The following is a 20,966-nucleotide window of genomic DNA, read 5'->3' as shown; positions in this document are numbered from 1 at the left end:
CGTCACCCCACTGAGGAAGTACAATGAACAGTCGCGCAGGTAAGCCAACTACAAAAAAAAAGACGCAACTGGTGAATGTTGAAGAGCACGTTGAAGGGTTTCGTCAGGTGCGTGAGGCGCACCGTCGCGAATTAATTGATGACTACGTTGAGCTGATTTCGGATCTCTTTCGCGAAGTCGGAGAAGCCCGTCAGGTGGATATGGCCGCGCGCCTTGGCGTCTCTCAACCTACGGTCGCGAAAATGTTAAAACGCCTGGCGTCAGTCGGGCTGATCGAAATGATCCCCTGGCGGGGTGTTTTCCTGACGCCAGAAGGGGAAAAACTGGCCCAGGAAAGCCGGGAGCGCCATCAGATCGTCGAAAACTTTTTGCTGGTGCTGGGCGTGAGCCAGGATACGGCTCGCCGTGATTCGGAAGGGATTGAGCATCACGTCAGTGAAGAGACGCTGGAGAGATTCCGCGAATTTACTCTAAAATACGGTACCCCTGCTGAATGAACATCCCTGGACTGCAGGCGCTTACCCGCGATCGCTTTTTCCATCTGCTACTCGTTATTGGCGTCGGGCTGAGCTTTTTCGTGCCCTTTGCGCCAAAAGGCTGGCCTGAGGCCATAGACTGGCACACGATCATTACCCTCAGCGGGCTGATGATGCTGACCAAAGGCGTTGAGCTCAGCGGTTATTTTGATGTATTGGGGCGCAAAACGGTGCGTCGGTTTGCTACCGAACGCAAATTAGCCCTGTTTATGGTGCTGGCCGCCGCGCTCCTCTCCACGTTTCTGACCAACGATGTGGCGCTTTTCATCGTGGTGCCGCTCACTCTGACGTTACGCAAGCTCTGCGAAATCCCGGTTAACCGGCTGATTATCTTTGAAGCGCTGGCCGTGAATGCCGGATCGCTGCTCACGCCAATTGGCAACCCGCAAAACATTTTGCTGTGGGGACGCTCGGGGCTGTCGTTCGCGGCCTTTACCTGGCAAATGGCACCGCTGGCGCTCGCCATGATGGCATCGCTACTGGTGGTGTGTTGGTTCGCGTTTCCCAATAAAGCACTCAATTATCATAGCGGAAGCGTGACTCCCCAGTGGAAGCCGCGTCTGGTGTGGGGTTGTCTGGCGCTGTATATCGTTTTCCTGACAGCACTTGAAATGAAGTTCGCACTCTGGGGCGCTTTGCTGGTGGCGGCGGGCTTTTTGGTGCTGGCACGTCGTGTGCTGATAAGCGTCGACTGGACGTTGCTGCTGGTATTTATCGCCATGTTTATCGATGTGCATCTGTTGATTCAGCTGCCCGTTTTGCAAGGCGCGCTGCACAGCGTGACCGATTTGTCACCTCTCGGACTGTGGCTGACGGCAATCGGGTTGTCGCAATTCATCAGTAACGTGCCCTCCACCATTTTGCTGATCAACTACGTGCCGCCCACCGTGCTGTTAGCCTGGGCCGTGAACGTCGGAGGATTTGGCCTGTTGCCTGGGTCTCTGGCGAACCTGATCGCGCTCAGAATGGCGAACGATCGCCGTATCTGGTGGCGTTTTCACGTTTGGTCGCTGCCGATGCTCATCTGGGCGGCACTCATTGGCTTTATGCTGGTTTAGAGAAATGGGCAAGAAATAGACAGGAACGACACATTCGCAATCGGGACCAGAGAGGTATAACTCTCTGGTAGCTTTTAAACGAAGATTGCGAGGTGCGTCGTATGCGTTATCAAAAACTGGGTAATACGGGTCTGTTTGTTTCCGAGCTGTGCCTTGGCACCATGACGTTCGGGGGTGAAGACGGCATGTGGGGCAAGATTGGTCAGCTTCAGCAAAGCGATGCCGAAAAGCTGGTAGGGCGTGCGCTGGATGCGGGAATCAACTTTATTGATACCGCCAATGTCTATTCAGAAGGGCGCTCGGAAATCATCACCGGGCAGGCGCTGAAGAACCTGAAAATTCCGCGTGAAAATGTGGTTGTCGCCACCAAAGTCTTTGGTGAAACCGGCACGGCAGGCGTTAACTCTCGCGGCAGCTCGCGATATCACATCATCAACAGTGCCAAAGAGAGCCTGCGGCGCATGCAGCTCGATCATATCGATCTCTATCAACTCCATGGATTTGACCCGGCCACACCGATCGAAGAGACACTTTACGCCCTGGATAATCTGGTCCAGCACGGTCACGTGCGTTACATCGGTGTGTCAAACTGGGCGGCCTGGCAAATCGCCAAAGCGCTGGGAATTTCTGAGCGTCTGGGGTTGGCTCGTTTTGCGTCGTTGCAGGCGTACTACACCATCGCCGGGCGCGATCTTGAGCGTGAGCTGGTGCCGATGATGCAAAGCGAAAACGTGGGATTAATGGTGTGGAGTCCATTAGCAGGGGGATTGCTGAGCGGCAAATACGATCGCGACGGCAAAAGCGAAACCGGCGGACGCCGCCTGGAATTTGATTTCCCGCCAGTGGATAAAGACCGGGCATTCGATTGTGTGGATGTGATGCGCGCGATGGCTGACAGCAAAGGCGTCTCCGTCGCGCAAATCGCGCTGGCGTGGCTGCTGCATCAGAAAGTGGTCAGCAGCGTGATCATTGGCGCAAAACGCGTCGATCAGCTTGACGATAACATTGCCGCAACGGGCATTCGCCTGAGCGAAGATGAGCTGAAACAGCTGGATGCGGTGAGCGCATTGCCGCGTGAATATCCAGGCTGGATGCTGGAGCGCCAGGGTGAATATCGTCGCAATCAGTTAGCCCAGCAGTAATCGTTAATTCCGATCTTCAAGCCGGATTCGCATGGCGCGTCCGGCTTTTTTATTTCTATCCCGCTCACAAAAAACGATCCTTCTCTTTGATTGATTTTTCATCTTTAGCTATATGACTAGTCATGAAATTTAAATGACTAGTCATATAGGGGCGAACATGAATCAATCACTACCAGCGAATTTTTTATGGGGTAACTCAGTTTCCAGCATGCAGACGGAAGGCGCGTGGAACGAGGGCGGAAAAGGGATGTCGGTGTATGACATTCGCGAAGCCGGTGAAAACGCATCCGACTGGAAAGTGGCGACCGACTCATACCATCGCTACAAAGAAGACTTTGATTTAATGCAGGATCTGGGCATGAACTGCTATCGTTTCCAGATCGCCTGGAGCCGCGTTTGCCCGCAGGGTGATGGCGAGTTTAACGACGAAGGCATCGCTTTTTACGACCGATTCATTAACGATCTGATCGCGCGCGGTATTGAGCCTATGGTGTGCCTGTACCACTTCGACATGCCGCTGGCGCTGGCGAACGAATACAACGGATTTATGGACAGACGAGTGATGGACGCATTTATCCGTTACGGCAAAAAAATGATCGACTGCTTCGGTGACCGTGTGAAGTACTGGTTGACCTACAACGAGCAGAACATCTTCCATATGCCGGAAGCCTTCCGTGTGTCAGGGTATATGCAGGGCGAGCAAACCCTGCGAGAGCTTTACCAAATCGAGCATCACACGATGGTGGGGCATATGGCTCTGACCGAATATTTGCATCAGACGAAACCCGGCCAGTTGATGGGCGGCATGCTGGCGCATCAGCTGATTTACCCTGCCACCTGCAAGCCGCGCGACATCTTCTGCGCGCAGCAATATGACGAATTCCTCAACCAGAATCTGCTGCGCGTCTTTGCCGGCCAGGGCTACAGCCCAGCGGTGATGGCGGTCGTAGAGCAGCAGGGCTTCAGCGATATTTATCGTGCAGAGGATCTGGCGCTGCTGGCGCGCACTAAAAATGACTACATGGCCTTTAGCTATTACGCCAGTAAAACGCTGGACAGCGATCCGATTCCAGAAGGGACACCCGTCAATTATTACCTTGCACACGGCGAAAAAAATAATCCGTTCCTAAAGGCTACCGAATGGAACTGGCAAATCGATCCGCTGGGCTTTCGCACGATTATCACCCGCTACTACAACGACTGGCGTTTACCGGTATTCCCGATAGAAAACGGGATCGGCGTTATCGAATCCTGGGATGGCGTCAATCAGATCGAAGACGACTACCGCATTGACTATCACCGCAAGCATTTTGACGCCATGAAAGCGGCCATGTTTGAAGACGGTGCGCAGGTCATCGGTTATCTCGGCTGGGGGTTGATCGATATTCTCAGTTCACAGGGGGATATGCGTAAGCGCTACGGCGTGGTGTATGTAAACCGTGAAAACCACGATCTCAAAGACCTGAAACGCGTGCCGAAAAAAAGCTACGCCTGGTTGAAACAGGTCATCCATAGTAACGGACGCGATTTGTAAGTCGTACGCTGCCGGACCGTTTTTGTGACTGATTGATGGGAATATCCGCTATGTCTGATACAAAAATCACACCTGCGATGCAGTCTTTTGTTGATAAGTTTGTTGAGTTCTCAGCGCGCCTGGCAAACCAGGTGCACTTACGTTCTCTGCGCGACGCTTTTGCCACGGTCATGCCCATATTCATTCTCGCCGGGCTTGCGGTGCTGGTGAATAACGTGGTGTTTCCGTGGGTGCTTGAGGGCGACACGCTCGCCGAGTTTAAAGTGTGGGGCGAGGCGATCATTAACGGCACGTTAAATATCGCGGCGCTGCTGTTAGCGCCGATGATCGCCTGGTCGCTGGCACGCAACAAAGACTTCGACAATCCGGTCTCGGCAGTGGTTATCGCTGTCAGCAGTTTTATCATTATGATGCCGATGCAATTACAGCTGGTTCCTGTGGGGAGTCAGACGGCGGTGAACGTCACGCAGGTACTGACGTTCTCCAATATTGGCTCGACGGGGATCTTTGCAGGAGTGCTCATTGGCCTGCTTTCTACCGAAATTTTTATCGCGATATCTCGCATAAAGTCGCTGCACATTTCGCTGGGCGAGAACGTGCCGCCAGCAGTCAGTAAATCGTTTACCACGCTTATCCCCACGATCATTACGCTCTCTCTGTTTGCCGTGCTGGCAGCGCTGCTCGCCAACGTGCTGCACACGGATCTGATTCACCTGATCACGACGTTTATCCAGCAGCCGCTGCGGTTGATCAATACCAGCCTGCCGGGCACGCTTTTTATCTACAGCTTTGGTAATTTCTTGTTTACGCTGGGGATTCATCAGTCGGTGGTGAACAGCGTGATTCTGGAACCGTTCTTGTTGATCAACACCAACGAGAACATGATCGCGTTCGCTAACGGGCAGCCGATTCCGCATATTATCAACAATATCTTTGTCCCCACCTTCGGCATGATTGGCGGAACCGGGAGTACCCTTTCCCTGCTGATTGCGATTTTTATCTTTGCACGACAAAATTCGTCAAAGCAGGTCGCGCGGCTGTCGTTGGCGCCGGGATTGTTCAATATCAACGAGCCGGTAATTTTTGGCCTGCCGATCGTGTTTAACCTGCCGCTGATGATTCCGTTTGTCCTGTTGCCGGCCATCGGCATTTATTTTGCCTGGCTCTGTACCACGCTCGGGCTGATGTCCCGCTGTGTCGTGATGATCCCGTGGACAACACCGCCAATACTCAGCGCCTGGCTGGCGACGGCCGGAGACTGGCGCGCGGTGGTGGTGCAGTTGGCAATCATTGTATTTGGTGTATTCTTCTACCTGCCTTTCCTCAAGATTGCAGAGCGAGTGGCGTTGAAAAACAGTGTGATAGCGGATCAATCATAAGGAAAAGGCGATGGCGGCGAAGTACATCACCATAGCGCGGGAAATCAAAAAACGCATTATCAGTCAGCAGTATGCCGCCAACGAACCGTTGCCCGACCAGTTTGCGCTGGCGGCGGAGTTCAGCACCAGCCGCATGACGATTCAGCAGGCCATGCGCCAGCTGATTGTGGAAGGGCTGGTGTATACGCGCCAGGGGCAGGGGACATTTATCCGTAAAAACTTCCTGCAGCTGTCGCAGTGGGATCTTTCCGGAAGCGACTATTTTGGTGCGACCAAAACCTGGGAACATCTTGGAACGGTCAGCAGCAAAGTGGTGCATTTCGAACTGCGTTTTCCGAATGAGAAAGAGCAGTCTTCGCTGATGATTAATGTCGATACGCCCGTTTATGATTTTATCCGTTTGCGCTCGCTCAACGGCGAGCCGATGTCGCTGGACTCAACCGTGATGCCGCTGAATCTGGTGCCGGGCCTGAACAAAGCGCACCTTGAAAGCTCGGTATTTCAGTACGTTCAGGAGACGCTGGGGCTGAAAATTATGGGGTCGTATCGGGTGGTTCGCGCGTTAAAACCGACGGCGCTTGATATGCAGCATCTGCTGTGTGAACAAACCGATCCGGTACTGGAAGTCGAGCAGGTTATCTATCTGGAAGACGGTACGCCGCTGGAATATGCCCACTGCCACTACCGCTACGATCACGGCGGGATAGTTATCGTGAATAACGGATAATAAAAAAGCGGGCTAAAAGCCCGCTTTTTTTACGCCGCGATTCGAATCAGTTCAAACGAACCGGCATCCCTGAGCGGTTCTGCACGGCCTGATCAACAACCGTCGCTTCAACGTCTGGCTGAGTTGTAACAGCCTGCACGTTGCTCTTCAGATTAATTGGTACGATTTCATTGTTATTAATCTGGTCTTCGCTGGTAGAGAGCGGGTTATGCACCTCAATGTAGCGGCTGCCATCCGGCTCGGAAGTGGCTTTAACAGGCTCATTGATGAACTGCACGCGCGTCCCAACTGGCACGTTCTCGAACAGGAATTTGATATCGTCGTTACGCAGACGCACACAGCCGTGGCTGACGCGCAGGCCGATACCAAAGTTGGCGTTAGTACCGTGGATCGCATACAGACGGCCAATGTACAGCGCGTACAGACCCATAGGGTTGTCCGGGCCCGCAGGCACAACGGCTGGCAGCGGTTCGCCGGCAGCGATGTATTCTGCGTGCATTTTCGCGGTAGGCGTCCAGGTTGGACCCGCTTTTTTACGTTCGACTTTAGTGGTCCAGTTCAGCGGGGTATCTTTGCCCAACTGACCGATACCAATCGGCAGAACGATCACGGTATTCGTGCCTTTCGGGTAATAGTACAGACGCATTTCCGCGCTGTTGATCACGATGCCTTCATGGACGGTGTCCGGCAGAATCAGCTGCTGAGGAATGTTCAGCACGGTGCCCGCTTTCGGCAGATACGGGTCAACGCCCGGGTTTGCTTCCAGCATATTAGACAGGCCCAACTGATATTCAGCTGCAAAATATTCCAGCGGCTGGTCGTTGCCTTCCGGCACGATAACCACCTGGTTTTGACCCACCAGACGGCTACCGTCTGTCGGCAGCGGATAAGTTACCGCAGAAGCGGTATTGCAAAAACCTACTACGGCTAACGCCGCCGCAAAAAGCGTTGATAATTTCATATTCATGTTATGCGAGGTATCTTTGCCACTCTGGCGATTAGTTGATGAGTCTGAGTCAGTGATGGGAGCGCATTATATGTGCATTCCCTCCCCCTGGGAATTCAGATGTGTACGAAATCACATTTTTTTCACTTTCGTTAAAGTTTAGCGGTTCGCTGCAACACGGGATCTCATTTAGGAATTGTGGCATAATGATGTGTTTATCACACTTTTTCGCAGGAATCTCCCGTGTTAGTTACCAGCAACATCACTATGCAGTTTGGCAGTAAGCCGCTGTTTGAAAACATTTCCGTCAAGTTTGGCGGCGGCAACCGTTACGGCCTGATTGGTGCCAACGGTAGCGGAAAATCCACCTTTATGAAGATTCTCGGCGGCGATCTCGAGCCAACGCTCGGCAACGTGTCGCTGGATCCGAACGAACGTCTCGGTAAGCTTCGCCAGGACCAGTTCGCCTTTGAAGAGTTTTCGGTACTCGACACTGTGATCATGGGACACGGGGAACTGTGGGAAGTGAAACAGGAGCGTGACCGCATTTACGCTCTGGCAGAAATGAGTGAAGAAGACGGCTATAAAGTGGCCGACCTCGAAGTCCTCTATGGTGAGATGGACGGTTACTCTTCCGAATCCCGCGCGGGCGAACTGCTCCTCGGTGTCGGTATTCCCGTTGAGCAACATTACGGCCTGATGAGCGAAGTCGCGCCAGGCTGGAAACTGCGCGTGCTGTTAGCCCAGGCGCTGTTCTCTAACCCAGAAATTCTGCTGCTTGATGAACCGACGAACAACCTGGACATCGATACCATTCGCTGGCTGGAGCAGGTGCTCAACGAACGTGGCAGCACCATGATCATCATTTCGCACGACCGTCACTTCCTGAACATGGTCTGCACCCATATGGCTGACCTGGACTACGGCGAGCTGCGCGTTTATCCGGGCAACTACGATGAATATATGACGGCAGCGACACAAGCGCGCGAGCGTCTGTTGTCTGATAACGCCAAGAAAAAAGCGCAGATTGCCGATCTGCAATCCTTCGTGAGCCGCTTTAGTGCCAACGCCTCTAAATCTCGTCAGGCAACGTCTCGTGCCCGTCAGATCGATAAAATTAAGCTGGACGAAGTGAAAGCCTCCAGCCGTCAGAACCCATTCATTCGCTTCGAGCAGGACAAGAAATTGTTCCGTAATGCGCTGGAAGTAGAAGCACTGACCAAAGGTTTTGATAACGGCCCTCTGTTCAAAAACTTCAATTTGCTGCTGGAAGTGGGCGAGAAAATTGCGATTCTGGGCGCCAACGGCGTGGGTAAATCTACGCTGCTGAAAACCCTGGTGGCTGAGCTTCAGCCCGATCACGGTACGGTGAAATGGTCTGAAAACGCGCAGATTGGCTATTACGCGCAGGATCACGAATATGAATTCGAAAATGACCTGACCGTATTTGACTGGATGAGCCAGTGGAAGCAAGAAGGCGACGACGAGCAGGTTATTCGTGGCATTCTTGGCCGTCTGCTGTTCAGCCAGGACGATATCAAAAAGCCTGCGAAAGTGCTTTCCGGTGGGGAAAAAGGTCGCATGCTGTTCGGCAAGCTGATGCTGGAAAAACCAAACATTCTGGTAATGGATGAACCAACGAACCACCTGGATATGGAATCTATCGAATCGCTGAACATGGCGCTGGAGATGTATCAGGGTACGCTGGTCTTCGTTTCTCACGACCGTGAGTTTGTCAGCTCGCTGGCGACCCGCGTGATTGAGATTACGCCAGAGCGCATCGTGGACTTCACCGGCAACTACGAAGATTATCTGCGCAGTAAAGGCATCGACGACTAATTTCCCGTCGTTTTTCACGCTGCCGCTGTGTTGGTTTCATCTGTTCTCCCCGGTCACTGACATATGTCAGCTCCCGGGGATTTGCAGGTTTGCCGCCTTGCTGTAACGCGAAATACTTAGGGAAATACTTCTGTCATGTAGGCCGGGTAAGGCGTAGCCGCCACCCGGCAATCAACGACTACAAAGCCCACTCACTCTGCTCAATCCCGTTGATCAACAACTGACGTTTCTCACCCACTGGTAACGTTACTTTCAACGCTTTCCATGCCGGACGATAATCACCGCGCACGTCCACCTTCAGCGTGATTGTTGAACCCTCGCACACCATTTTCCAGGTCAGCCACAAGGCGTTGCCTTTCTGATAACCCCAGCTTTCGCCGTCGTCTTCAAACAGCATGCCAGACGTTGTCCCCACGCCTTTCAGCGGGAACAATTTCAGCTCGCGCGTATCATCTTTTTCAGCTGACACATGCGTGATGCGTTCGCTCAGCGGCAAACCGGCACCGGCGCGAATCATTAACGGCAGTTTTTCCAGGGGCGCATCGCGGGTATTCCACTGACCGCCGGAGAACCATTCGTGGGTGTAAAAATCGTACCAGCCGGTCTCGTTGTCTGGCAGCCAGAGACGGCGCTCACGCTGTCCCGCTTCGACGACGCTCGCGACAAGTACATCGCGGCCCAGCATAAAATCGTCACACTCTTCGAACGTCTGCGCATCATGCTCGTGATCGAGGAACATCGGGCGCAGCATCGGCTCATCGTCAGCGTGAGCCTGCCAAAGCAGAGTGTAAAGATAGGGAAGCAGCCGATAGCGCAGTTCGATGGCACCGCGAATGGCAGGGGTCACGCCCGGATACATCCACGGCTCATTCACCGTCCGATCGTCATTCCACGAGTGAATGGTAAAACGCGGATGCATCACGCCGTTCTGCACCCAGCGCACAAACAGCTCGGCGTCAGGTTTATCGCCGGAGAAACCGCCCACGTCGTGGCCGACGTTAAACAGGCCGGACAGGCTCATGCCCAGGCCCATGCGGGTGTTATAGCGCAGCGTTTCCCAGTTGGTCCGGTTGTCGCCACTCCAGGTCTGGACGTAGCGCTGCATTCCGGCGCAGCCAGAACGCGAGATCAAATACGGACGTTTTTCCGGGGCAAACTTCTGTTGGGCTTCCATTGACGCGCGCATCATTAGCAGCGGCATCACCGGGCGAATGTGTTTGATCGCAATGTCCTGACCGAAGCCGTGACAGCGCGCCTCACCATCCCAGACTTCAAACTCGTTGTTATCATTCCAGGTGGAATCAATCCCCATTTCCAGGATTTGGGTCGTCACACCGTTCTGCCACCACTCAACCGTTTGTGGATTCGTAAAGTCAAGGTGTGAACCTTCGTCGTCCCAGAAGCTTGAGCGTTCTGGCGCATCGGTTTCTGAATCACGGATAAACAGGCCTTTTTCGGCCACTTCGCCGTAGCGTGGGTGATCCTGTAGCAGACAGGGTTTGATATTCGCCGCAAGCTTGAGACCGGCGTCGTGGAAGGCCTGGCTCATCACTTTGGGCTGCGGCACTTTGTCATAGTTCCAGTTAAAGACGTAGCGCTTGCCGTTAATCGAGGTATATCCGGATGACAGCTGGAACGAGTCGCACGGGATCGCATGTTCTTCGCACAGGCGGATGAAGTTCATCAGCTGATTTTGCGCGTCGGGTGCGTCGGTGTAGTGCATCGTTGAGCCGCTGTAGCCCAGGCTCCATTTCGGTCCGAAAAGCGTTTTCCCGGTCAGGCGCACGAAGGCTTTGGTGACGTCGAGCACGCGTTTGCCGGTAAAAATGTAGTAATCAATATCACCCGCTTCGGCCTGCCAGCGGCGATAGGCGGTGTGGTAGTTGTCGATTTCGTTACCCAGATCCAGCCAGCAGCTGCTCAGGTTGTCGTAAAACACGCCGTAGCTCACGTCGTCGCGGCGGGCGATGGTAAACGGAATATGCTTGTACAGCGGATCGGTGCTGACGGCGTTATAGCCCATCGCATCCAGATTGCGCATCTCATAGCGTTTGCCGTTGCGCTGCAAATCACCCGCTTTCTCGCCCAGGCCATAAAAACGCTCATCTTTACGACGGCTCAGGTAGTGGGCTGCGCCGTCGCCGTGGGCGTTAAGCAGATAGGCACTTGTTGGGCGATCGTTCACCAGCGCCTGCCATTCACCTGCCTCATTGCGATAATGCCACTCCAGCCACAGCGGCTGATGCACGGTTACGCGCAGCTGTTCGGTGGCAATCACCAGCGCATTGTCCTGCTGCGTGAGCGTCCACGTCGGGCAGCTAAAGCCGCTGAGATCTTCACGATGCCGGCCTTCCCACGGCACGTCCTGGTCTGGCGCAATGCTCCAGGTTTTCTCCAGCGCCAGCTCGCCTTTGCGCTTAATCAGCACGCGGAACAGGTTTTCTTCCAGCACATACAGGCTCAGGTGATGTTGAGAATCAACCAGCAATTCCAGATGATTCGCTGACTGCTTCGCCAGCGTCCAGTTTTTCAATGTTTTCATATGCAATACATCCAGTATCAGGCGCGCTTGGCGCGACGTTCAGCAATAAATGCGACCAGGAAAAATGCGCCAATCAGGTCAAAGAAGCCCATGGCAATGAACAGCGGGTTAAAGCCGATTTTGTCGGCGGTTACGCCAATTAGCAGTGAGAACAAGAAGCTGGCGATCCAGGCCGCTGAGCCGCGCATGCCGTTGACGGTCGCCATCTGGCCTTTGTCGAACGATTCCACCACCAGGGCGCTGAGCATGCAGGAGATAATCTGATGACCGAACCCGCCGATAGAGATAAGCGCAATCGTGATATACGGGTCGCGGGTGATAGCAACCGCAGCCAGAGAAATCATCAGGAACGCGCCGGTCACGGAGCTGGCCACCACGGAGTTCACACGCGAGCAGCCGAAAAGACGGGTATAAAGACGGGTAAGATATCCGCTCACGACGCTGCCGAGATCGGCGGCCAGGAACGGCAGCCACGCAAACATCGCGATCTGTTTCAGGTCCATGCCGTGTTCTTTGGCAAGATACAGCGGAACCCAGAAGCTCAGCACAGCCCAGGCCGGTTCAGCCATGAACGCGGGAATGGCGATGCCGTAGAAACGCTTATTTTTGGACACGGTTTTGAGCGCGGTAAGGAACGGCAGCTTAACGGCTGGTGGCTCGTTATCCTGCTTGATGAACGCCAGTTCGTCTTTGCCCAGATTCGGGTGCTGTTCCGGATTATGGTAGAACGCCCACCACAAAATCACCCACAGCAGGGCCAGTACGCCGGTGAACATGAACGCACCCTGCCAGCCGAACGACGCATGCGCAAAGTAAATAATGGGCGGTGCCAGCATCGCACCGATCGAGAAACCGACACCTGCCCAACCGGCAGCAATAGGGCGCTCAGATTTTGGGAACCATTCGCCAATGGTTTTGGCGTTAGCCGGCGTGGCGGCGGCTTCCGAGGCACCCATGAAGAAGCGCAGGATAGCCAGATGCACCCAACTCCCCGCACCGGCGTGGAAAATACACATTAATGCCCAGATCCCGGCGCAGACCATAAAGCCAATTTTCAGGCCAATCACGTCGATAAGCCAGCCGCACAGGGGCTGGAAAATGGTATAGGCAATCTGGAACGCGCCGACAATCCAGGAATATTGTTCGGTGGTAATGCCCATCGTCGCTTTCAGCTCGGGCGCCAAAATGCCTAACGAGTTACGGGTAATGTAGTTGACGGTCACGCCCAGCAAAAACAGCACCAGCACATACCAGCGCAGATTTTTGATGACGCGGCGGGTTTTGCTTGCCACAACCGGAGTATTAATGCCCTGACTCATTTTCTCTCTCCACAAGACGGACGGTAGGGGGAAGGTACGATTCGGTTGTCACACAGATTATTATGGCGTTGAAAGTTATCTGTTTTTCGCTTCAAGTTGATATACAACTAGTATGGAAGTTGTGTGACAAGTTCACCTTATGGCAGAAAATGAGCGGGCAATAGTGGATTTTGTGCAAGCTTTCTCATAAGTGGCATTCGTTTTTTGGCAAGATGCCATTAAAGCCTGTAGATATGGGAATTCCACACTATGAAAATTTTTGCATTTAGCAAATGGAGCGAGATCACAAAATGGATAAAAGGCTAAAAATCGCAGAAATTGCCAGCCGGACGCAGCTCTCGATCAGCACGGTTTCTCGTGTCCTGGCAGGGAAGGCAAACACCAGCGAAAAAGCCCGTCAGAAGGTGCTGGAATGCGCACGGGAACTCGGCGTCATGGATGGCATGGCGGCGGGTCGGTTACTGTTGAATAGCCTGGTGGTCTTCGCCCCGCAGCGTGCCTTTGACGAGCGGTCCGACATCTTTTACTACCGCGTGATTCAGAGTGTCAGCAAAGGGCTCGCGTCTCATGAGGTCAGGCTTCGCTACTGTGCGCTTGAGGAGAACGACAGCGACGCGCAGCTCTTTCTCGCCCGTATGAACGAAACGGACACTCAGGCCGCGATATTACTGGGCATTGACGATCCCCATATTCACGATTTGGCCGTTGATATTGCTAAACCCTGTATGCTCATTAACTGTCGTGACAGCCGGATGCGCTTGCCTGCTGTCGCCCCCGATCACCGCGCCATCGGTGAACGTGCCGCGGAGTATCTGTTCGAAATGGGTCACCGAGAGATCATGAATGTGTTGTGCTTGCGCCGGTATACCATGGAGCTGCGTCTGGCGGGCATCCGTGATGGCTGGCAGACGCACAATCTGAAATTTAACGATAAACGCGATCTGCTGGTGGTGCCCAGCTTCAGCGCCACAGAAACGGAACAGCAGGTCAGCGAATGGCTCAGTCGAACGCCCGCTAAAAACCTGCCAACGGCGTTTCTGGTGGGGGGCGATTTCATGGCCGCAGGCACCATTAGCGCGTTGCAAAAGCATGGCTTGCGGGTGCCGCAGGATGTCTCGGTGATGAGCATCGACGGTTTCAATCTGGCGGCGATTCAGGATGTTCCCTTAACGGCAGTGCACGTTCCACGCGATGAGCTGGGAACGGAAGCGGTTCATATGCTCCAGCAGCGTTTGATGCGCCCGGATGCGCCGGTGGGAACGCTATTACTCAACGGGACGCTGACGGTGCGGGAATCGGTACGGCGGATACGTCAGGGAAAACGACGCACCGCCGTGGAGCGGGAAGGACTTTACGACGCTTAGACCATGCCGAGCGCGCGCTTGCCATGGATATTCAGATCGTTCACGGTAAAGCGATCCTGCCAGGTTTTTTCGTAATCTTCGCGCGGGAAATCGCCCGGTGATGCGCCCGTTTCCAGCGCCGCTTTGACCTTTTTCGCGTAGGCGAGATTTTTCTCGCACATCGGCGCGGCAGGGATGTACATCACGTTGCCCCAGCCTTGCTGATCATCCACGGGCGCGACGGAGTGAATCACATCGCAATGCCACCACACAGAATCCCCCGCGTCGAGCGCCGGAATGCTGGTCAACGCTTCAATCAACAGCGGATGCCACTTCTCGGAAATCGGCAGTACGCGCCCTGGCGCCACGCCGCAAAGCTCATCTTCCGGCACATCGTCGAGCAGCGGACGCAACAGAATGTACGCCATCGCTTCCGGGATCGGCACGACGTGTAACAAGCCCTGGCCCGGGATCATATCCGACAGCGCCGTCCAGCCCTGGAAGGTGCGGAACACAGAGCACTTGGTGGTGTTATCCACGGTGTACTCTTCCACTTCGGTGCGATGCGCGGCGTTCCAGGGATCGTACCGATCGATGTTACCGTCAAACACCCGAGCAAACACCTGCTGATAAGCCGGAAGCAGCCAGCGTTCCAGCGCCCCAGAATCGGTATGCGCGCCCAAGCCTTTGGACGTTGTTCCAGGCGGGCGGCGGCGGATGCGATCCGGATAAATCACGCTGACATCCGGGTCAAACCACTGTTTGCCGTTGCTCTCGAACGTCCACAAACGATTCAGAAACGATTGCACCTGCGCCATCTGTTCACTCTGACGCGCCTGCATTTGCGCCTGCGACCAGTAAATCGGATAAATTTCCGGACGCGATGCGCTTAATGAGCCAAAGAAGTTATCGCCTGGCCCTTTGTAGACCTCGTCGAACTGGTTGAGATCGAGATAGTCGAGCATGGAATTATCCCACGCCAGCGCTTGCTCGTGCGGGAAATGACCTTTGATGACTGCGCAACCCCGGCGTTTGACCGCTTCACGCTGCGCGGCGGTTATCGTGCCGTTCTTCACATCTTCAAAAGGGATAACCGGCCAGACGGATTCCCCTTTGTTTTTCAATTCATTAATTTCCGCCACACGAGTCGCAATTTTATCACTCAGCCGGTCGAAAACCGCCTGAACGTCACCGATCTGCGCGCGTAACTCGCGTTTCATTTGGCGAATCGCGGCTTTAGGGTCCGCAGGCAAAATTTCACTGGTAAACGTTAACGTCATAACCGCCTCGCATCTTTCATTCGAAAGTAAAAGTGTCTACAAGTGATACTTTAAGTTAAAAATAAGTTAATGCAAGTTTAAAAATTTGACGTGTACCGCAGGATCGGAAAAGAGTGATGTGCCGGAGCTTAGCCCCGGCCAGAAGGGAATTACGCGTTGAAAGGATCGGTATGGTCCAGCACGGCCTGGATGACGTTCAGCGCACCCTGATGATTATTATCGTCAGTGCTAAAACGGCTAATCGATTTAATGCTTTCCGCTGCATTGCCCATCGCAAACGAATATTTCACCAGCTTCAGCATTTCGGCGTCGTTACCGCTGTCGCCAATCCCTACGCATTCCTGCGGGGAAATGCCCCAGCGTTTGAGCAGGCGGCTGATACCATTGGCTTTATGCAGGCCAGGGATAATCAAATCGACAAAGCCGAAACCGCTGGTGACGGGCTTCATGATGCCGTCCAGCGAAACATGCAGTTTGTCGATGAGATCGGGGATATCGCTATCCGGCAGGTTCAGTGAGAACTTGAACAGTACGTCGTCAATGTCCTGATAATCGCTGATGCGCTTTAAGCGGTGATAATGTTTTGACATCAGCGCGACAAACTCGTCAGGGGCGCTATTGCTCACATACGCGCTCTCTAATCCACAGGCGACGAAATTCAACTGTTTATCTTTGAGTAATTCGCCGATCACGATTTGTGATTCGTGGCGGGTCAATTCGCCGTGGAAAATCTGCTCGCCGTGATCGAACACCAGCGCGCCGTTTTCAGCGACGAAAGAAATGTGTTCTTTCAGTTCCGGGAAGAACGAGATGAGCTGGTAATACTGGTTTCCGCTGGCAACAACAAATTCAATATCACGTGCCTTTAGCTGCTCGAATTGTGCCTGAAAGCGTTCACGATCGTATTGTTTGGCATCATCAAGGAAAGTTCCGTCCATATCGGTGACGATAACTTTTACGGTCATACATTGTTCTCCAGAATATTACTGCGACCAGAAACATTCTAATAACAATGTGACCCGAACCACAAATCTATTTCATTCGAAACCTAAAGCAAAACGGCAACCAAGTTGCCGTTTTGAGTGTGTGCACCCTCTCCCTGTGGGAGAGGGCTGGGGTGAGGGCATCAGAGCGGAGAGATTAAAGCGTGTGCTCCGTACGGGCGATGATATCGTCCTGCGCGTCCGGCGACAGCGCGGTGAAGAACGCCGAGTAGCCCGCGACACGCACCACAAGATCGCGATACTGATCCGGATGCTTTTTCGCTTCGAGCAGCGTGTCACGTGACACAATGTTGTACTGGATATGCCAGCCTTTATGCACCTCGAAGAAGGTGCGCAGCAGGATCATCAGCTTCTGACGATCCGAATCGTTCTCCAGCGTTGCCGGATTCAGCTTCTGATTTAACAGCACGCCACCCAGAATGGCTTCAGTCGGTAATTTACCCACGGAACCAATAACCGCTGTTGGACCGAGATGATCGGTACCCGATGCCGGGCTTGCGCCTTCCGCCAGCGGGGTATGCGCTTTACGGCCATCCGGCGTTGCCATCGTCGCCGCACCAAACGGCACGTTTGCCGAAATAGACGACGTACCCGCGTAGTAGTTACCGCCGATCGGCCCACGGCCGTGGCGCGGGTTGTGGTACTGCTTCAGCTCTTCAATATAGGTCTGGTAAGCGCGGGCCAGCAGCAGGTCGACGCTGTCATCGTCGTTGCCGTACTTCGGTGCACCGTTGATCAAACGCTGGCGCAACTGTTCATGCGTCAGCCCTTCGAAATCATCCGCCAGCGCGGCTGCCAGCTGTTGCTGACCGATTGTGCCCTGTTCAAAGACCAGCTTCTTCACCGCAGCCAGACTGTTTCCGAGGTTGGCGATACCGACCTGCAAACCCGACACCCAGTCATATTTCGCGCCGCCCTCTTTAATGCTTTTCGCGCGCTCAATACAGTCGTCCACCAACGCAGAGCAGAGAATATCGTGTACGTTCTCTTCCAGCATGGTGTCCACCACGTATTCAATTTCGATGGATTTGCGCGTGTAGTAGCGAATCTGGTTGTCCCAGGATTCCATCACCTGCTCGAAATTATCGAAGTTACCGGCGGAGAGCGCTCTATCCTGCGGCAGGAAAACCTTGCCGCTGGTGGCATCGCGACCGCCTTCCATCGCGGCAAGCATCACGCGGGCGAAGTTAATAAAGCTCATGCCGGTGCAGCGGTATCCCCATTTGCCGCCAACGGCGGTTTCGATACAGCCAATCGCCGCATAGTCGTAAGCGTCTTCTTTTTCGACGCCGAGCTTGATGAACTCGGAAATCACAATTTCATCGTTATTAAACGCGGGCATCCCAAATCCGCAGCGGATCACCTGCACGCAAGCGTCGAGGAAGTCATTACTCATACCCGCGTGATAACGCACGCTGAGGTTTGGCTGAGTGGAACGCAGGCGGCCGCAGGATTCCAGAATCGCGTAAGAGACAGGGTTCACCGCGTCCATCGCGTCGCCGTTGACCAGCTTCTGTCCGCCAATCGTGACGTTCTGATACAGCGGGCTTCCCGCCGACGCTTTTGAGTGCGAGCCGGAACGGATTTTGTTCACTTCCAGCAATTTCAGCCAGCAGCTGTGCAGCATTTCAATCGCGTTTTCGCGGCTGAGCGATTGATCCAACTCAACGTCGCGGCGGTAGAACGGATAGAGATACTGATCCATACGGGCAAAGGAGACGGAGTGACCGTTGGACTCAATTTGCAGAATCAGCTGGATGAAATAGCACAGCTGTAGCGCCTGCCAGAAGGTTTTCGGCGGCTGATGGGCAATCACATCGCAGTTTTCTGCCATTGCCAGCAGCTCGTCGCGACGACTTTCGCGGATCTCATTGCTCGCCATTTCACGCGCCAGGCTGGCAAAGCGTTGAATATGCAGGCTGACGGCGTCCAGCACGATATCAACCGCTTTTAGGAACTGATCGCCGTGCAGATCGTCCAGTACGGTCAGGTTAATGCGGGTACGGCGCTCGGCCACTTTGGCCCGCATCCCGTCGAGCCCTTTTTCCAGCAGCAGTGGGAAATTCACTGCCAGGTGGGCATCGCCGGAGGTCATATTGCCTTCGGCTTTGATAATCCCGGTTTCCAGTAGCCCTTTTTGCTCGTCGGTAAACATGCCGTAGCAGCGATCTTGCACCGTCTGGCCGCGCCACCACGGGCAAATATCATGCAGAACACGTTTATTCTCTTCGCTGACGGCAAAGCCCGCGCCCGGACGGTCGGCCAGATCGTCGATCTCTTTTTCAATCCACGATACGGTATATTCCGGGAAGATCGGTGCGGCGCGGACTTCGCTTGCCTGGTTGCCAATGATCAGCTCGTCGTGTTTTATCCAGATGGTACGATTCGCCAGGTGATGGGCCAGCGCCAGCGCGCGACGCACCGGAATAGGCTTATCCATGTGCTGCTGGTACATTTCGGTGTAATGCTGCGCGCGCTCGGTACAAACGGGCGGCTTAACAATATGCACCAGAGCGGTTTTATGCGCCTTAATACGATCGGTCAACGTGTTCAGATTCAGCTGTGTCATAACATTATCCTCGTAAGGTGGCGGTTAACCCATTCTGGTCAGCAAACGCCAGGGCAAAGTCCAGTAACGCTGGGTTATCGAGCGGTTTATCAGGGGCAGAGTAAGGTTGGCCGAGCAGGGTATATTTGTTCATGCCAAGGGTGTGGTACGGCAGAAAATGGATCTCGCGGACGTTCAGCTCATCGGCGGCAAAACGTGTAATCGCTTTGACAGACGCTTCATCTGCGTTAAAACCGGGAATCAGCGGAACGCGGATAGTCATTTTTTTGCCTGCCGCCGCAAGGCGTTTCAGGTTTTCCAGTACGCGCTTAGCCGAGCCACCAGCCCATTGTTTAAACACGTCGCCATCGACATGTTTCAGATCGGCGAGAAACAGGTCAACATACGGCAACGAGGGTTCGATCGCGTGCCACGGCACATGCAGACAGGTTTCAACGGCAGTATGTATGCCTTGTTCGTGGCTGGCTTTGAACAGCGAGTGGGCCAGAGTAGGGTTCATAAACGGCTCGCCGCCGGAGAGTGTGATACCGCCGCCGCTGCGATCGTAAAAGGGTTTATCGCGCAGCACGGTGGCCATAATATCGGCGACCTGTTGCTCCTCACCGCATACGGTCATCGCTTGCGTCGGGCAACAGTCGGTGAGGGCGTTAAGCGTTGCATCGTTGAGTTTTTCGCGATGAATAATCAGTCCATTCAGCGTGCAGTCGATAATCCCTGGCGCAGCCTGCTGGCAGAGGTCGCAGCCTTCCAGGCACAGGCGGGCGTCAAACAGGACGTCTCGGGTACGAGAACGGCTCTCAGGATTTTGACACCAGCGGCAGCTTAATGAGCAGCCTTTCAGGAACACCACGGTACGAATACCGGGACCGTCATGCGTCGAATAGCGCTGAATATTGAAAATCATAATGTCGCCTCTTGTTGCGTATGAAGATTAAATAACTTTCGAATGAAAGTTATTTTGATGTGCGTCAACTCTGCGGCGAGTTTTTACGTGGTAGTGTTAGGGCAGGCTAATTTTGAGGGTGTGATCATGGAACTTTATCTCGATACTTCCGACGTTGCTGCAGTCAAAAAACTGGCGCGCATTTTCCCGCTGGCGGGCGTAACCACCAATCCCAGTATTGTGGCGGCGGGGAAAAAACCGCTGGACGTGCTGTTGCCAGAGTTGCATGACGCGCTGGGGAGGAAAGGCCGGTTGTTCGCGCAGGTGATGGCGACTACGGCCGAAGCGATGGTCGACGATGCGCGTAAATTACGCGCCATAATTAACGATCTGGTGGTCAAAGTGCCCGTCACGGCAGAAGGGCTGGCAGCCATTAAAATGCTGAAAGCCGAAGGGATCCCAACGCTGGGAACGGCGGTTTACGGTGCTGCGCAGGGCATGCTGTCGGCGCTGGCTGGCGCGGAATATGTTGCGCCTTATGTGAATCGCCTGGACGCACAGGGCGGCGACGGGATTCAAACGGTGGTGGAATTACAGCAATTGCTGACGCTGCATGCGCCGCAGGCAAAAGTGCTGGCGGCGAGCTTTAAAACCCCGCGCCAGGCGCTGGACTGTTTGCTGGCGGGCTGCGAGGCCATCACTTTGCCGCTGGATGTGGCGCAGCAGTTTATTAACGCTCCCGCGGTGGATGCGGCAGTAGCGAAGTTTGAGCAGGACTGGCAGGGTGCGTTTGGCCGGACAACTATTTGATTGTACGGCCTGATGCCGTTACCCCAATCCTCAACGAAACGGAGAGGGGACAAAC

The 20,966-nt window shown here is 54.2% G+C and carries 16 protein-coding genes; 9 read left to right on the top strand and 7 right to left on the bottom strand.

The window, feature by feature from the left end; all coding sequences use genetic code 11:
- Nucleotides 1-23: 23 nt before the first annotated feature.
- The 6 genes from mntR to AC0LWE_RS06785 all read left to right on the top strand — a co-directional run bounded on the left by mntR (nucleotide 24) and on the right by AC0LWE_RS06785 (nucleotide 6,376).
- Entirely contained in the window at nucleotides 24-497 is a 474-nt protein-coding gene (mntR, locus tag AC0LWE_RS06810; RefSeq protein WP_059178559.1) for a manganese-binding transcriptional regulator MntR, read from the top strand.
- A complete protein-coding gene (locus AC0LWE_RS06805; protein ID WP_219346854.1) occupies nucleotides 494-1,594 on the top strand; it encodes an anion transporter in 1,101 nt (366 codons plus the stop codon). Before mntR ends, AC0LWE_RS06805 begins: the two co-directional genes overlap by 4 nt.
- A 101-nt stretch (nucleotides 1,595-1,695) precedes the next feature.
- Complete coding sequence (locus tag AC0LWE_RS06800) at nucleotides 1,696-2,736, top strand: aldo/keto reductase (protein WP_202667130.1); 1,041 nt, start codon at nucleotides 1,696-1,698, stop codon at nucleotides 2,734-2,736.
- Nucleotides 2,737-2,893: 157 nt separating this feature from the next.
- The gene (locus AC0LWE_RS06795) at nucleotides 2,894-4,270 is read left to right on the top strand and encodes a glycoside hydrolase family 1 protein (protein ID WP_219346853.1); all 1,377 of its coding nucleotides are present in this window, start codon (nucleotides 2,894-2,896) and stop codon (nucleotides 4,268-4,270) included.
- 50 nt (nucleotides 4,271-4,320) lie between these two features.
- Nucleotides 4,321-5,649: a PTS sugar transporter subunit IIC gene (locus tag AC0LWE_RS06790; protein WP_174342238.1), complete on the top strand. Its 1,329-nt coding sequence runs from the start codon at nucleotides 4,321-4,323 to the stop codon at nucleotides 5,647-5,649.
- Between the two features lie 10 nt (nucleotides 5,650-5,659).
- On the top strand, nucleotides 5,660-6,376 hold the full coding sequence (locus AC0LWE_RS06785) for a GntR family transcriptional regulator (RefSeq protein ID WP_059178554.1): 717 nt from the start codon (nucleotides 5,660-5,662) through the stop codon (nucleotides 6,374-6,376).
- A 46-nt stretch (nucleotides 6,377-6,422) separates the two neighbouring features.
- Here the strand turns inward: AC0LWE_RS06785 and ldtB are convergent, their stop codons facing one another.
- Nucleotides 6,423-7,343, bottom strand: a complete 921-nt coding sequence (gene ldtB / locus AC0LWE_RS06780) for a L,D-transpeptidase (RefSeq protein WP_059178553.1) — start codon at nucleotides 7,341-7,343, stop codon at nucleotides 6,423-6,425.
- A 222-nt stretch (nucleotides 7,344-7,565) separates the two neighbouring features.
- Here ldtB and AC0LWE_RS06775 point away from each other — a divergent pair, with 222 nt between their 5' ends.
- Nucleotides 7,566-9,161, top strand: a complete 1,596-nt coding sequence (locus tag AC0LWE_RS06775) for an ABC-F family ATPase (protein ID WP_174342237.1) — start codon at nucleotides 7,566-7,568, stop codon at nucleotides 9,159-9,161.
- Between the two features lie 178 nt (nucleotides 9,162-9,339).
- Here the strand turns inward: AC0LWE_RS06775 and AC0LWE_RS06770 are convergent, their stop codons facing one another.
- Together AC0LWE_RS06770 and AC0LWE_RS06765 are read right to left on the bottom strand one after the other, a co-directional pair.
- Nucleotides 9,340-11,703: a glycoside hydrolase family 31 protein gene (locus AC0LWE_RS06770; RefSeq protein ID WP_219346852.1), complete on the bottom strand. Its 2,364-nt coding sequence runs from the start codon at nucleotides 11,701-11,703 to the stop codon at nucleotides 9,340-9,342.
- A gap of 17 nt (nucleotides 11,704-11,720) precedes the next feature.
- Complete coding sequence (locus AC0LWE_RS06765) at nucleotides 11,721-13,022, bottom strand: MFS transporter (RefSeq protein ID WP_059178550.1); 1,302 nt, start codon at nucleotides 13,020-13,022, stop codon at nucleotides 11,721-11,723.
- 290 nt (nucleotides 13,023-13,312) lie between these two features.
- Between AC0LWE_RS06765 and AC0LWE_RS06760 the strand changes: the two genes are divergently transcribed.
- Complete coding sequence (locus AC0LWE_RS06760) at nucleotides 13,313-14,386, top strand: LacI family DNA-binding transcriptional regulator (RefSeq protein WP_059178549.1); 1,074 nt, start codon at nucleotides 13,313-13,315, stop codon at nucleotides 14,384-14,386.
- Here the strand turns inward: AC0LWE_RS06760 and AC0LWE_RS06755 are convergent.
- The 4 genes from AC0LWE_RS06755 to AC0LWE_RS06740 form a co-directional block, all read right to left on the bottom strand.
- A complete protein-coding gene (locus AC0LWE_RS06755; protein WP_219346851.1) occupies nucleotides 14,383-15,645 on the bottom strand; it encodes a DUF1479 domain-containing protein in 1,263 nt (420 codons plus the stop codon). The genes AC0LWE_RS06760 and AC0LWE_RS06755 overlap by 4 nt on opposite strands.
- Nucleotides 15,646-15,794: 149 nt before the next feature.
- Nucleotides 15,795-16,610 (bottom strand): Cof-type HAD-IIB family hydrolase, encoded by an 816-nt coding sequence (locus AC0LWE_RS06750; protein WP_202665196.1) that lies wholly within the window; start codon nucleotides 16,608-16,610, stop codon nucleotides 15,795-15,797.
- Between the two features lie 175 nt (nucleotides 16,611-16,785).
- Nucleotides 16,786-19,218 (bottom strand): formate C-acetyltransferase/glycerol dehydratase family glycyl radical enzyme, encoded by a 2,433-nt coding sequence (locus AC0LWE_RS06745; protein WP_219346850.1) that lies wholly within the window; start codon nucleotides 19,216-19,218, stop codon nucleotides 16,786-16,788.
- Nucleotides 19,219-19,222: 4 nt separating this feature from the next.
- Nucleotides 19,223-20,122, bottom strand: a complete 900-nt coding sequence (locus tag AC0LWE_RS06740) for a glycyl-radical enzyme activating protein (RefSeq protein ID WP_219346849.1) — start codon at nucleotides 20,120-20,122, stop codon at nucleotides 19,223-19,225.
- A gap of 126 nt (nucleotides 20,123-20,248) precedes the next feature.
- Between AC0LWE_RS06740 and fsa the strand changes: the two genes are divergently transcribed.
- A complete protein-coding gene (gene fsa / locus AC0LWE_RS06735; RefSeq protein ID WP_219346848.1) occupies nucleotides 20,249-20,911 on the top strand; it encodes a fructose-6-phosphate aldolase in 663 nt (220 codons plus the stop codon).
- The last annotated feature ends 55 nt before the right edge of the window (nucleotides 20,912-20,966 follow it).

The organism is Lelliottia sp. RD5, assembly GCF_056032945.1.
The sequence above is the reverse complement of the archived record's forward strand: the minus strand, read 5'-3'. Positions and strand labels throughout refer to the sequence as shown.